The organism is Acinetobacter sp. IK40, from assembly GCF_035615075.1.
Lineage (GTDB): Bacteria > Pseudomonadota > Gammaproteobacteria > Pseudomonadales > Moraxellaceae > Acinetobacter > Acinetobacter courvalinii.
In genome coordinates this window covers 485870-499758 of record NZ_JANBOE010000001.1, presented here as the reverse complement: position 1 = coordinate 499758, position 13889 = coordinate 485870, and the positions used below count along the sequence as shown (strand labels likewise).

General features: G+C 41.9%; 12 protein-coding genes and 1 pseudogene. 4 read left to right on the top strand and 9 right to left on the bottom strand.

The genetic code is table 11. The features are described 5' to 3' along the window. Positions 1 to 67: 67 nt before the first annotated feature. Positions 68 to 718, top strand: a complete 651-nt coding sequence (leuE, locus tag MSG93_RS02445) for a leucine efflux protein LeuE (RefSeq protein WP_262764904.1) — start codon at positions 68 to 70, stop codon at positions 716 to 718. Between the two features lie 156 nt (positions 719 to 874). Here the strand turns inward: leuE and MSG93_RS02440 are convergent, their stop codons facing one another. The 6 genes from MSG93_RS02440 to pepN form a co-directional block, all read right to left on the bottom strand. Then, positions 875 to 2707: a monovalent cation:proton antiporter-2 (CPA2) family protein gene (locus tag MSG93_RS02440; protein ID WP_324620347.1), complete on the bottom strand. Its 1833-nt coding sequence runs from the start codon at positions 2705 to 2707 to the stop codon at positions 875 to 877. Positions 2708 to 2823: 116 nt separating this feature from the next. Beyond that, positions 2824 to 3543, bottom strand: coding sequence for an MgtC/SapB family protein (locus tag MSG93_RS02435; protein WP_005229734.1), 720 nt, complete (start codon positions 3541 to 3543; stop codon positions 2824 to 2826). A gap of 56 nt (positions 3544 to 3599) precedes the next feature. Next, positions 3600 to 4295, bottom strand: coding sequence for a hypothetical protein (locus tag MSG93_RS02430; protein WP_324620344.1), 696 nt, complete (start codon positions 4293 to 4295; stop codon positions 3600 to 3602). Positions 4296 to 4603: 308 nt separating this feature from the next. Beyond that, positions 4604 to 5041 (bottom strand): RDD family protein, encoded by a 438-nt coding sequence (locus MSG93_RS02425; RefSeq protein WP_324620342.1) that lies wholly within the window; start codon positions 5039 to 5041, stop codon positions 4604 to 4606. Between the two features lie 64 nt (positions 5042 to 5105). Then, entirely contained in the window at positions 5106 to 5792 is a 687-nt protein-coding gene (locus MSG93_RS02420) for a dienelactone hydrolase family protein (RefSeq protein WP_324620340.1), read from the bottom strand. Positions 5793 to 5904: 112 nt separating this feature from the next. Continuing rightward, positions 5905 to 8511, bottom strand: coding sequence for an aminopeptidase N (gene pepN / locus MSG93_RS02415; RefSeq protein WP_324620338.1), 2607 nt, complete (start codon positions 8509 to 8511; stop codon positions 5905 to 5907). A 428-nt stretch (positions 8512 to 8939) separates the two neighbouring features. Here pepN and MSG93_RS02410 point away from each other — a divergent pair, with 428 nt between their 5' ends. Next, a complete protein-coding gene (locus tag MSG93_RS02410) occupies positions 8940 to 9197 on the top strand; it encodes a hypothetical protein (RefSeq protein ID WP_004652954.1) in 258 nt (85 codons plus the stop codon). A 56-nt stretch (positions 9198 to 9253) separates the two neighbouring features. On the opposite strand, the gene MSG93_RS02405 is transcribed toward MSG93_RS02410, so the two are convergent. After that, positions 9254 to 9727, bottom strand: a complete 474-nt coding sequence (locus MSG93_RS02405) for a DUF2147 domain-containing protein (protein WP_005284914.1) — start codon at positions 9725 to 9727, stop codon at positions 9254 to 9256. A 211-nt stretch (positions 9728 to 9938) separates the two neighbouring features. Further along, positions 9939 to 10412, bottom strand: a complete 474-nt coding sequence (locus tag MSG93_RS02400) for a DUF2147 domain-containing protein (RefSeq protein WP_324620334.1) — start codon at positions 10410 to 10412, stop codon at positions 9939 to 9941. A gap of 372 nt (positions 10413 to 10784) precedes the next feature. On the opposite strand from MSG93_RS02400, the gene MSG93_RS02395 reads away from it, so the two are divergent. Together MSG93_RS02395 and thiM are read left to right on the top strand one after the other, a co-directional pair. Continuing rightward, the gene (locus MSG93_RS02395) at positions 10785 to 11945 is read left to right on the top strand and encodes a hypothetical protein (protein ID WP_324620332.1); all 1161 of its coding nucleotides are present in this window, start codon (positions 10785 to 10787) and stop codon (positions 11943 to 11945) included. Between the two features lie 33 nt (positions 11946 to 11978). Then, positions 11979 to 12794 (top strand): hydroxyethylthiazole kinase, encoded by an 816-nt coding sequence (thiM, locus tag MSG93_RS02390; protein WP_324620330.1) that lies wholly within the window; start codon positions 11979 to 11981, stop codon positions 12792 to 12794. Between the two features lie 59 nt (positions 12795 to 12853). Here thiM and MSG93_RS02385 read toward each other — a convergent pair. Continuing rightward, positions 12854 to 13848: pseudogene (locus MSG93_RS02385) on the bottom strand (hypothetical protein). Positions 13849 to 13889 lie beyond the last annotated feature (41 nt).

Genomic DNA, 13889 nt, shown 5'->3' with positions numbered 1-13889 from the left:
AATTTTCACCCATAAAAACCGATTTTTGCTATATTAGCGAAAATCGGTTTTTTAATGAGTTTTCATCGTGTTCGGTATAACAGATTTAACCACTTATATAATTGGGACAATCTTAATTGTGTTATTACCGGGTCCCAACTCATTATATGTGATGTCGGTCGCCTCGCGTTATGGCATCCGTACTGGCTATGCGGCAGCCTGTGGTGTATTTACCGGTGATTTTATTTTAATTCTCTGTACCGTTCTGGGCGCAGCTTCCTTATTAAAAGCCTTCCCGATCCTGTTTGTGATTTTAAAAATCACTGGAGCGGCTTATCTGGCCTATTTGGGTTTTAAATTGCTACAAGGCGCTTACCAGACATGGAACAAGCCGCCGCATCATGCTGAACTGGCGGCTTTACCCAATTTAGACCAGGTTCATCCCTACCGTACCGCGTTAAGCATTAGCCTGCTTAACCCGAAAGCAATCTTGTTTTTCCTGTCCTTCTTTGTTCAGTTTGTTGAGCCAAGTTATGCCTATCCGGCTTTGAGCTTTTTAATTCTGGCGATCATTCTGCAACTGGTCAGTTTCAGTTATCTGACGGCATTAATTTTTTCAGGCATTAAACTGGCAAATTTCTTTAAACATAATTATAAAATTGCAGCTGCAGGTATTTGTCTGGTCGGGATTCTGTTCTTTGGTTTTGGTTTAAGACTGGCAACCTCAACCCTGTCTTAACCGATACAGTCTGATCTCTATTCGGCTTCCAAGACAAAACATATTCAAATCGAAGTCCCATAGCGCTGGTCATTATTCGAGATATTTCATTTAATTTGTCTCTAAAAATAAAAAGCCCTCATCAAGATGAGGGCTCAACCAAGATTGTCTTGATGACTACTTTTCCTCTAAATCCTTTTGTGCCTCTTGGTCATTTAAAATTCTGGCCGCCTGCTTAGGACGAATCAACGGAGCAGTCGGACGTGGATGCGCATGGGTATATTGTAACCCGACCCCTGCATATACATCATCAGCCGCAATTTCAGTTTCGAAACGCTCTTCGTCACGGTCACGAATTTCATCGGTAATCCGTTGCACTTCATCTTGCTCTACCCCTAACTCTTGCAAGATCACGCCACCAAACTTGATTGCAGACTCGAAGGTTTCGCGAATCATATAATCCACTTTTTGTTTCACGAGATAAAGTGAATGTTCACGGTCATAAGAACGAACCAGTAACTTTGCCAATGGAAATTCATGTGTGACCAGTTCCACAATTCGGTTGGTGGTTTCCTTACTATCCACGCAGACAACAATGGCTTGTGCTGTGGCTGCACCAGAGGCATGCAGAATATCCAGACGGCAACCATCACCATAATAAATTTTAAAACCGAATTTCTCTGCGTTTTGTATCATGTCGATATCATTATCAATAATGGTGACATCGACACCACGTGCCAGCAATAACTGACTGGTGACCTGACCAAAACGACCAAAGCCAATCATTAAAATACTGCCACTCAAGCCTTCGGCAACCGTGACATTGTCCAGATTAATCTGGTCTTTGCTTTCAGTGAAACGTTTAAACAGAATTCCCACGATCGGGGTCAGCACCATAGAAAGCACCACAATCGCAGTCAGATTGGACTTGATGGTATTATCAATCACCTGGGCACTGACTGCAGCTGCAAACAGCACAAAAGCAAACTCACCGCCTTGGGCCATCAGCAACGCGCGGTCTAAAGCTTCGGTATGCGGGCTTTTGCTTACACGCGCCACGATATAAATCATCAGCGCCTTGGCAAACATCATGGCGAGAACACCACTGATGATCAGTTGCCAGTTTTGTGCCACCACCGATAAATCAAGCGACATGCCAACGCCGAGGAAAAACAGGCCCAGCAATAATCCACGGAAAGGCTCAATATCGGCTTCAATCTGATGTCTAAAAGTAGATTCCGATAATAATACCCCTGCCAGGAAAGCACCCATCGCCATAGACAGTCCGCTGACCTGCATCAACAAGGCTGCACCTAAAACCACCAGAAGCGCAGCGGCTGTCATGACTTCACGGGCTTTTGCAGCAGCAAGCAACCTGAATAAAGGATTTAATAACCAGTAACCCGCAGCTATCAGTCCGGCAATGGCAATTAAACCGATACCGATACTTTCAAGACGTGTAGAAGTACTTTCCACCACATGATTTGGTGCCATAAAGGCGACAATGGCCAGTAAAGGAACAATCAACAAGTCTTCAAATAATAAAATAGCGACAATCTTTTGCCCATGAGGCTGGGTAATATCGCCCCGATCTCCCAACAGTTGCATCACAATGGCAGTTGAAGTCAGTACAAATCCAGCAGCACCGATGAAAGCCACCTGCCAGCTAAAGCCAAACAGCAGTCCAACCCCGGTTAATGCCAGACCACATGCCACGATCTGTAAAGTGCCCAGACCAAAAATTTCCCGTCTTAAGCTCCACAGATGAGAAGGCTGCATTTCAAGCCCGATCACAAATAGGTACATCACGATCCCTAGTTCCGCAATATGCAGAATCGAGGCTGAATCATGGAAAAATGCGAACCCGAATGGCCCAATAATTAATCCGGCAATTAGATATCCCAGTACCGAACCTAACCCGATCCGCTTAAATATCGGGACGGCAACGACAGCGGCAGCCAGCAAAACCACTGGTGCAATCAAACTGATAGAATGTGCTTCTGAACTCATACTGTTCTCATTGTTATCATGTGTGTTTCATTTTAAATGAAACAATACAGGCCATATATATCATTTATAGGACAATGCATCCCAATTCAATGCTTTAGGGGAAGATTTTCCTGAACTTAATTGATAGTATTTTTGTCCCAAAAGGCCTGACGAACCTGCGGCATGGCATTTAGGTGGTTAATGATATGTTGCGCTTCTTCTGCTTCAATCGAGGTGGCAATCAGTGTCACTTCAATCTCGACCTCTTTTTCACCAAAGGGCGTGACCTCAATATCTTTGGCAGGATAATGATGATGCATCAAGGTCAGATTCAGCTCATCCATGACCGCTTTACTGTGACTACGATCACAAATAATATATATCACATGCATGACCTCAGTATCATCATCCAGCGGACGGCGGTCAATCGCATGCACAATCGGTCTTAGCAAGGTATTTGCCGCTAGAATAAATAAGGTCGCCAATATCGCTTCAATCACCAGATCTGCACCCGCAGACGCCCCGACTGCTGCTGAACACCATAATGTTGCCGCAGTATTGAGACCATGAATATTGCCTTCCTGACGCATAATCACACCTGCACCCAAGAAGCCAATCCCTGAAACCACATAGGCAATCACCCGAACCGCCCCATCGGCGCCCGTCAGATTAATCGCAATATCCACAAAAATGGCAGCACCGACTGCTACCAGTACATTGGTACGCAGCCCTGCAGTACGCTGCCGGTATTGACGTTCAAACCCAATCAGCGCACCTAAAATAAATGCGACAGAAAGACTGATTAGAGTATCCAGAATATTAGAAAAATCGGTATGTTGCAGAAATTTTAATTGCATATTCCACCTCTTTATTATTCATGATTTTGAATGAAGGATATTATGAAAAGCTGCAATTATGATGACGGCGTAAAACTCAGCCCCAAACCGAACCAGTGCTGTTTCTCTGCACGCAAGCGATCACCAAAGGATGCTTCCAGACTTAATACATTGGGAATAATACTGTACTGCACTGCGGTCTGAAAGAATGGTGCCTGACGGTCCTGATTATAGGTTTCAAGGATTAACCCCAGCCGATCCGTTACATTATAGGTTGAAGCCACACCCCAACGAACCAGATGCTCATCGGCATGTTGATAACCAAGATTGGTATCTAAAGCTAAACGTTGGTCTAAAAATTCAAAACTTACAGGTACATTGAAAAACCAGTCCAGCTGGCCACCATGATGTGAAACATCATCTCGTGAGAGCAACAAACTAGAGCCAACAGCCCAATCATTTTCCATCGGTTTTAATATGGTTTTGGCCTGAGCTGAAAAACCATGAATCTGATCAATATCCTTGCTGGAATGATAACCTAAGGATATTTCTAAATTTTCATTAAGATTACAAGCAGGCACAACTTGATAACCCCAACTGCCATCTTTATTACGCGTATAGGTACTTTCCAATTGACAATGCTGTGCCGTTGTAATCGAGACATCATCGGTATTGATCAGTGGACCCGCCTTAGTTTTTTGTGTCAGCAATAAACCAGAAAAAACAAATACATGAATAACAGCAAGCCATTGAATGGACGCATGAAAGAACATAGGCTTCTCCCCCATTTTAGGTGAGAAACTAAACAGGTTGCAGTCAATAGAATAAATTTTGTGAATACAGCAAAATTATACAGAAGGGTTAAAATTTATCTCAAAGCTATCTCATTGCAAGACAGCCGACCTAACAGGCGCTCTTGCTCAGTATTCGCTTTGGTTTAATCGTTTGATCAACCCGAACCTCGAACAACTACCCATTTAGGATCTCCGTGAATAAATTCAAAGGCATTATAGGACATGCGAACTGATTCACAAGCCCTATCCCATGAATTTTTTATTACATGATAAAATTTCAGGCTAAATTAAAGCTCTCTCACCACCACTGTTTTCGCCATTTTGTCGTGCCAGCCTTGTTTCTTGGTATCGAAAGCCACCCAGATCAAGCCAATAAAAAACACCAGCGTTGCAGGAATATAACCAATATAACGAATTACCCCTTGCCCAACGCTAATATTTTCTCCAGTTTTTTCATCCAGCACTTTCAAACGCAGTAAACGCTTACCCGGTGTGCCAGCAAACTTGATCCAGCAGAAAATATAAAATATGGCGCTAATGATTTGCCAGATCCAGTCTGAAGTAGACATAAACTGGAACGATGAAAATCCATCAGAAGCGACCGTGGTTTCACCACCACCAAAAATCATGGTTAATGGAATCAAGGCCACCAGTACGATAATTGAATCGATAATTGCTGCACCAACACGAACCCAGAAGCCGGCATACTCGTATTTCTCAGACATTTTCCCCTCACTTTTTATTTGTAAAAGTTAATATTTAGCAATAATAACCTGTTGTTCCAATGATTTATATTATGTTTTGTTTTAATTCCCGATCAAAAAAGTCAACGGTTCGCTGCCACACCAGTTTGGCTTCAGGTAGACCACGACTGACACTCCGGAAACCATGTGGCATGTTATAAGTATAGGCTTCTACCCGATCTCCCAGTTGCTGGATCAGTTTATTGCGTTTGCTGGCCGGACAAAATGGATCGATGCTTGACCAATGTCCCTGTAAAATACGCACCTCCTCCAGAGATTCTTTTTTTGGAATGCCAGCCCCTTCAATCCCTAAAGAATGGTGATAAACCACAGGCGCCAGCATATCGTCACGTTTTGCCATCTGAATCACGTATCCCCCAGTCAGGCATTGTCCCAACATCCCTAAACGACCATTAGATCTTGGGTCTGCTTTAAGCGCATCCAGCAATACATGGATTTCCTGATTGACCTCGCTATCAGCTGCATTACTTCGCCCTGCTTTGCTTACCATGGCGCGAATACAGTATTTCACTGCACCGCCACTAAACAGATTTGGCACATAGACCAGATAACCGCGATCGGCTAAGTCTTGGGCATCTTCCCGATAGACATCGAGTATGCCAAATAACTCGTGTAGCAATAAAATTGCAGGTGCATTTTCAGCAGTCTGTGCAGGTGCATACACTTCTACTTCAATTTGACGTGTCGGTAATGTGATTGTTTTTATTTCCATTGCAGTCATCCATTGCATTCGAATCGTTTTCATACTATTTATGACAATTATTATTGTCAAATAAAAAAGGATGCCTGACGACATCCTTTTTGCAATGGAATTGAAACTTGAATTAAATACTTAACAAGCTATTTAATGTCTCAGCTACATTTTTAGATTTTACTTTCGGTTGCAAGGCCTGAAGCGCTTGCTGGACTTGAGTGCGTTGTGGTTCGGCCAAGGTGTACCAGCGAGAAAGCACCTGTAGTAAACGTGAACCCAAGATTGGATTTTTCTCATCCAGATAAGCTGCCAAGCTGATGAAATGATCAACACCAAAGCTCCAGGTATTCACTGGATTGGCTGCCAGACCGCCGCTAACCGAACGGATACGGTTGGGTGTACCGAGATCATAGTCCACATGCTTGGTGAGATATTCAATGGTTTCCGCTGTCGCATTTGGATTAGAGGCCTGAATGGTAAACCATTGATCCAGAGACAAGGCTTCATCTTTAAAACGGTTATAAAAATCCGCTAATGCAGCTTGCGCCTGCGGTGCATCATTCCAGACCAAAACACGTAATGCGCCTAAACGCTCAGACATGTTGCCCGTGTTCTGGTATTGCGCATAGGCCAGCTCAAATACCGCATCATCACCCTGACGCGCCAGCATATTTAACATGATATTTTTCAGCGCACGCACCCCCATTGCCAGAGAAAACTCTTTTTGCAATTCAGGATCTAGTGCCAGATACGTGTCTTTCCAGAATGAACCCAACTCACGTGCTAAACGATTCAACACGGCTTCGCGCTTTTCCAGCACCAGCTCAGGTTCGTAGTCCTGATCAATACGGCTACCTAAATAATTTTCGCTTGGCACATCAAATAAACGTGATGCCAATAGAGGATCTTTATTGACCAGCTCAGGCAAGGTGTTCTGAATGGCCTGAATATAAATATCTGCTTTATGGTCGTCTAATAAAATCCGTTCCAACAAGGTTTGGGTGGCTTGCCACTGGTTAAAGCCATTGGTTTCATGCTGGATCAGGAAAGCCAGATCATCATCGGAATAATCAAAGACGAGATTCACAGGTGCAGAGAAATTACGCAATAACGATACAACAGGTTGTTCAGTCACGCCTGTAAATTCAATAGTGGCTTCATTCTGATCAAATAAATACACGCCATCTTTGACATCATTCACAAACAGATCAGCACTGTGCAAGGTATATTGCTCACCGCTATGGGCATTGAATAACGCCAGAGCCACAGGAATTGGCACTGCCTTCAAGTCCGGATATTTAGGATGTGCTTTTAGACTTTGTTTTAAGCTGAGGCGATAAGTTTGTGCAGCCGCATCATACTCACCTTTGGCCTCTAGCTTTGGTGTACCTGGCTGGTTGTACCAGGTCAGGAAGTTAGAAAGATCAACACCTGAACCTGCGCTCAATGCAGCAACCCAATCTTCAACCGTAACCGCTTGTCCGTCATGACGGCGGAAGTATTCATCGGTACCCTGACGATATTTTTCCTTACCCAGTAAGGTCGCCATCATGCGGTTGATTTCCGCACCTTTCTCATACACCGTCGCCGTATAGAAGTTATTAATCTCGACAAAATGATCCGGACGTGGCGGATGTGACAATGGACCTGCATCTTCAGGGAACTGATGCGATTTTAATACTGCCACATCATCAATCCGTTGTACCGCAGCAGATTGTAAATCTTCGGAGAAAGATTGATCACGGAAAACAGTTAAGCCTTCTTTTAGGCACAGTTGGAACCAGTCACGACAGGTAATCCGGTTACCGGTCCAGTTATGAAAATATTCATGGGCAATCACCGATTGAACACGCATAATCGCAGCATCTGTGGTGTATTCTTCATCGGCCAGCACGCATGAGGTATTAAAGATGTTTAAACCTTTATTTTCCATTGCGCCCATGTTGAACTGACTCACCGCAACAATCATGTAATTATCAAGATCGTAAGGGCGACCATAATGTTCTTCATCCCAACGCATTGAATGCTTTAAAGCTTCCATGGCAATGTGACATTTAGGAATATCTTTTTCAATTGCATAGATTTCCAATGCCACATCACGGCCTTCAGACGTGGTGTAATGATCTTTCAGCACCGCCAGATCACCAATCACACAGGCGAATAAATAGCTTGGCTTTTTGGTCGGATCTTGCCAGATGGCAAAATGACGGCCATTACCTGCATCACCTGTTTCCAATAAGTTCCCGTTTGCGAGCAATACTGGATATTTCTTATCGGCTTCTACCCGGGTGGTGAATTCAGCTAGCACATCTGGACGATCGGGATAGAAGGTAATTTTACGGAAACCTTCAGGTTCGTTCTGGGTCACGAACAAGTCACCCGCCTTGTATAAACCTTCAAGCTGGGTATTTGACTCAGGGTGAATCACTACCTGAGTTTGAATAATGACCTCATCTGGTGCATCGGTGATCACCAATTGTTCACTGTCCAGACGATACTGATCCGCATTGAGCACCTGACCATTTAACTGGATCGATTTTAATTCCAGATCACGCCCCAGCAGGACTAAATCACCTGCAGTCTGGCGCTTCATCACCAATGTCGAGTCTACAAGGGTATGCTCATCAAAAACCTGAATATCCAGGTTGATCGATTCAACTAAAAAAGCTGGCTTTTGATAATCTTTTAAATAAATGGTTTGGTCTGCTTGTACGGGAGGTTGTGCCGCAATATTCATCAGTATTCCTTATCTTTCATCATGTCGTTTAGATGGTCTTGTTGGCAAGACTTCTTGATTAAAGTCATTCGGTTGCACAAATCAGGCCTTATTTCGCCTAAATGCTTGTGACAAATCACGTTTGTCATAAGCATCGGTGAAACTCTATCAGATCATACGCCAACTTATAAAACCTGTCTTTACGGCTCTGTATCAGTTTTAATCATTTTATTGGGTTTACTATTCAGGTTTTCAAATTTGATCTGTAAATTGCCCGATCATTTAGACAAAATTACAACATCGTTTTCCATTCTTAAATAAAAACTACAGAACCGATTGCGTTCTATCGCGCAACTTACATTTTTTTCCTGAGTTTTACATTTTGTGCACGGTTATTGCTTAACCAATTATGCCAATCTAGGTCAATAAAATAAGAGAGGGTTATGACGATGGAATTAAAAGCACATCTTTATCGTTTAGAGAATATCAAGGCGATCCATGATCTCGCAAAAGCAGGTGTGGATCATCATGTCATTTCCGTTTTTTTAACTGCAGAAGGAATCGAGCTGACCACACTAGAAGTCACCAATATTGTGAATACCTATGATGCGCTTGGCAAAGAAAAGCTGCCAAGTAAAAAAGTACAGGCATTGATTGCCGCTAAAAAAATTGGACAGGAGGACGAAAACTTACCATGCCCTGTTTAGCCATTCACTTTAACCATAAAAAACCTCGAAATCGATTCGAGGTTTTTTTATTACATTTAAGGCGTGGCGCTATCGGTACGTAGCCAGACCACAGTACGTCCCAGTGCGGAAACGCCCATATAACCCCGCATACGTAGACGCTTTCCTTCACCCGTGACCACACCTTTACCTTTATAGACACGACCCGATGTTGGCTCTAATACACGCCCATCTATATAAGAATCTGGTTTATTTGGATCTTCTCTAAAACCCGACAAAATTTCCAATCCTAGAATCGGTTTATTGGTATTCGGTGCCGCACATTTGGTACAGTTTGTTAATGCAATTCCATGCGAATTTGGATAACGATAAATAATCTTTCCATGATAACGACCGTCATTGCCTTTACGGATTTCGACAATAGAAAGTTGCTCACCGGTTCGTTCTTCGATACTTTTCCAATAACCTTCAATTGAAGCTGAAAATGATGCTGCGCTCGCGCAAGCAAATGTGAGTCCCATGATTCCTTTCATGAGCATACGATTTAGCATATTCACCCCGTCTAAAAAACAACCTATCCAAAGAGATAGGTTTAAAGCACGAAAATTATCACAATTTTCATAAAGTTACACTGTACGCCAGAGTTCATTTGTATAAGAAATAACGGATTTTATGCATTAATTTCATAAGAGAATGAGTACTCTTTAGGCAAATAAAAAAACCCAAAGCAGTCGTTTAGGCTTTCTTAAAAATCAGGCTCGGTTATGGATTTGCACTATCGGTACGCAACCAGACTTGTGTCCGTCCCAATGCAGAAACGCCCATATACCCACGCATACGTAAACGCTTACCATCAGCACTGAGTTGGGCTTTGCCTTTATAAATATTACCGCTTTTCGGTTCTAATACCCGTCCATCGATATATTGATTCGGGTTTTTCGGATCTTCTTTCAATCCCCATGCAATTTGCAGCCCTAAAATAGGTTTGTTTTTGAATGGTTCAGGACATTTCACACAATGGGTCAAGACCGTACCGCCAGGCACCGGATAACGGTATACAATTGTGCCGGTATAGGTATTATCTGCTTTTTTCTTGATTTCAACGATTGAAAGTTGCTCACCCGTACGGTCATCAATACTTTTCCAGAAGCCTTCTGGTGTTGCGGCAAAGCTCATGCTGGCGAATACCGCCAAGCAACTTCCCATGAGTCCTTTCATGAGTGCATTTTTTTGCATAATAATCTCCGTAATGCAAAATAGATCCATCTATAACTTCATTTTTATGCCATCGTTTACACACAGTCAACACAACACATGACTATTTAATTTATTAAAATAAAAGAAAATTTTAATCAATTCACACATTCTTGAATTAGTGATGCCAGATTGGCACAGCGTGTAAAATTTCACCCCCATCGTTTAGAACGCCACAAAGGTATAAAGCATTTAACTTTGGCTTTATATAGCTGGTTGAATTCAGTCATTACGACACTATCCAGCAACGTCATCCTAATGTGAATAACAGAGTTTAACTGTCTATAAACTTTGCATCACTCTGCCTACAGAGTATGTATAATTCCCTTTTAAATGGTCATAGGTTTAACATCAATGGATTTACAGATTCTACAAAAACAGTTAGATGAAAGTAGCCATTGCCCTTTGTGCCAAGCCTCGATGAACTGGATCGAAGCTGAACAATACGCACAAGAATTTCAGTTTCATGAATGTAGTCATTGCCAGCATCGGGTGTTTAAAAGCGATAGTAAACTCAATTGTCATTGTGCCCAATGTACTGCTAGCCGTAAGAAACAGACCCAACAAACCATTTTACAAGAACAACGTAAACATAAAGTCAAAGATGAAGTGGTCTATGGTCTTAATCAACTCAGTTTCTTACATAAACTATTTTTGCTGAGTGTGCTCGATGGTTACGCGCGTGAAGACGTACAGCATGATGAACTGATTCATTGGCAAAACATTAAATATCAAGACTTTACTCCCAATTATCTGTTTCAGCACCAGCTTGTCCAGGAACTGCTGAAATCTGGGATATTGAAATCGCAAGATAGTCATATCGAAACCGAACATTTTTATCTGAATATCCGGCTGGATGGCTACGCGGACCCAAGCCTGTTCAGCATTGCTCAACAATTACGGCAATGGTTTTATGAAAACCTGAGCCTGGGTATTCCCTTCAAAAGCACAGATGAAGTCAAAGATGTGCTGTACTTGGTACTCTACCAAGAGATTGTACAATTCATGCAGTTCTCTTGCCGCACCTGGGGTATTCAAATTGCGGGGAACCGCCCTTTTCAGGCATTCTGTTATCGCTTGATGGAAGGACTTGCAGTCGGGCAGATTTTCTATCTGATCCAGACAGCGCTGGAATATCTACACAAACAAAAAGCCTTACAGCCGAGAAATGACAAGTTTATCAATACCAATTTGCTGAAAAAGACGCTGGAACAATATCGTGAACGTGCTTTGACTGAACGTTGGGAAACCACCACCTTGCCACGCCCTTACACCATTCCATTCAGTAAAATGAGTGAAATATTATTGTTTAAATTTCTGGGTTATGACGAAAGTGTTTTTATCCAGCCAGTCTGGAAATCTTGGCGAAAAATCGAGCCCCGATTAAATTTTTATTCGGTTAAGCGTTGCATGTATTGTGGTTCCAATGATCTGATCGTAGATTATGATGCACAGGATTATGTCTCATTGATCTGCCGTAAATGTAAGCATCAAGATCACTATTTCACCCATTAACGCCCTGTTTAAAGTTGCTATAAAGGATATGTCATGTCACAAAAACAACAACTGATTGATCAAGTCATTGAAGCCTGGCGTGCGTTACAACAACAGGCTCCTTTAGTACAATGTATGACCAACAGCGTTGCCAATAATTATGTTGCCAACATTTTGCTGGCTGCAGGTGCTTCGCCTGCCATGATTGATAATCCTTTTGAAGCTGAAGATTTCACCAGAATCAGTGCAGCACTCAGTCTAAACGTCGGTACACCCACCACTGAGCAAACCCAAGCCATGTTAATTTCGGCGAAAACAGCACAGCAGCATCAGGTGCCTTGGGTACTTGATCCGGTAGGTTATGGCGCAGTTTTGAAATGGCGTAGCGAAACCGTTGATCAGCTTCTGCAATTCCACCCCAGTATTATTCGTGGCAATGCTTCTGAAATCAGTACATTAGCAGGCAACCAGATTCAGTCTAAAGGTGTAGACAGTACCTTAAACAGTCAGGATGTATATGTACAGGCAAAAAGCTTATTGCAACATACCCAGTGTGTGGCGATCTCTGGTGAGTCTGATTTCATCATATCCAAGCAGCTCAATGCAGTTATTCAGGTCAATGGTGGTTGTCATTTACAGCCTAAAATTACTGCTACTGGCTGTGCCTTAGGTGCTTTAACCGCAGCCTACCATGCAGTTGCTCCAGCTACGATTGCGGCACTGGCTGCACATATTCATTTTGCTATCGCTGGGAAACTGGCCTTTGAGCATGCGCAGACTGTCGGTAGTTTTAATATCACATTTTTGGACTATGTTCATATGCTTGATGATAATTTAATTCAGCAATATGTTGATATTGAGGTTATTTGATGCAACATATGGACGAGATAAAACGCACTGAAGAGTGCGTTTTTTTTTATAGGCACAGATTATTTTTCAGTATCCCATACTCTAAGGCTTTCCCGATCTGTTTTAGAATGCGATGGTAATATCTCACCTTGAGTAAAATAGAGTCTCGTATCTGGTTTTGCAGGAGAAGACCAATAACCTGCTTTCTTTACTTTTTCTCCACCCTTTTGAGATATTCTTTCTTCATTAAATACCGGACTGCTGCCACCATCCTCAACTACTTTTCCACCAGTATCCATGTCGTTTCTACTTCTTCTGAATTTTCAATTGTATCTGGTGTCATAAAAAGGTCAGGATTCGTTTTAAAACACTGAACCGCTGGAGCTAATTTCCAGTCTTCAGGATGCTTGGCTGACATTTTTGTTTCATGTATCAGAAACTTACATGCTGAATATGGTTCAGTAGATCGATAAAAACCTGTCACCATAATTGGTTCATCAGTTTTTACACTTATATTAGGATTTAAATAATATTTAGGTAATATTGGAGGATACTCTATACCCACATCTCTTTTATATAAATCATTTTTTAATAGATCTTTATAGTCCCATTGCGAGTCATAGTAATCACTTGCAATAAAGGTATTATTTGCTTTTATAAAAACAATATCTTGTTTAACCTTATACTCAGCAACTGCACCTTTCTCTACTTGATCCATCCAGTCATAGGGATAATCCCTACCTTGAGCAATCAAATCATTTTTTATACTACTCATTCTTCTTAATATTGGTAAAAAACCATGTTGTAAATCTTCAAGACCATCTATCAAATGATGTAATGTACTCTTAAAATTTGGTAGTACGATGGTTCCCCACACATAGTCGGCTTGATGAGATGGATGTTGGGCACGATGATCGGGTGCTAAATGAGCACTATATTTGTCTAATAATCCCTCAGCATATTGAATCAGCTCCTCCCATAACTTTACCGTTTCATAGTAATAATCATACGAAAGAAATTGTTCCAATAAATAAATTTCTTTTGGAAATAGCTCTATTTTATTTAAATCAATCATTTAAATTATATAAATCTCAAAATTTTAAATGCCCCGAAGAG

What these genes read in the sequence shown, in the direction of transcription:
- MSG93_RS02395 (WP_324620332.1), top strand. Translation starts at nt 10,785, where the DNA reads ATGGATTTACAGATTCTACAAAAACAGTTAGATGAAAGTAGCCATTGC.
- MSG93_RS02425 (WP_324620342.1), bottom strand. Translation starts at nt 5,041, where the DNA reads ATGTCTGAGAAATACGAGTATGCCGGCTTCTGGGTTCGTGTTGGTGCA.
- MSG93_RS02430 (WP_324620344.1), bottom strand. Translation starts at nt 4,295, where the DNA reads ATGTTCTTTCATGCGTCCATTCAATGGCTTGCTGTTATTCATGTATTT.
- thiM (WP_324620330.1), top strand. Translation starts at nt 11,979, where the DNA reads ATGTCACAAAAACAACAACTGATTGATCAAGTCATTGAAGCCTGGCGT.
- MSG93_RS02410 (WP_004652954.1), top strand. Translation starts at nt 8,940, where the DNA reads ATGGAATTAAAAGCACATCTTTATCGTTTAGAGAATATCAAGGCGATC.
- pepN (WP_324620338.1), bottom strand. Translation starts at nt 8,511, where the DNA reads ATGAATATTGCGGCACAACCTCCCGTACAAGCAGACCAAACCATTTAT.
- MSG93_RS02420 (WP_324620340.1), bottom strand. Translation starts at nt 5,792, where the DNA reads ATGGAAATAAAAACAATCACATTACCGACACGTCAAATTGAAGTAGAA.
- MSG93_RS02405 (WP_005284914.1), bottom strand. Translation starts at nt 9,727, where the DNA reads ATGCTAAATCGTATGCTCATGAAAGGAATCATGGGACTCACATTTGCT.
- MSG93_RS02400 (WP_324620334.1), bottom strand. Translation starts at nt 10,412, where the DNA reads ATGCAAAAAAATGCACTCATGAAAGGACTCATGGGAAGTTGCTTGGCG.
- MSG93_RS02440 (WP_324620347.1), bottom strand. Translation starts at nt 2,707, where the DNA reads ATGAGTTCAGAAGCACATTCTATCAGTTTGATTGCACCAGTGGTTTTG.
- MSG93_RS02435 (WP_005229734.1), bottom strand. Translation starts at nt 3,543, where the DNA reads ATGCAATTAAAATTTCTGCAACATACCGATTTTTCTAATATTCTGGAT.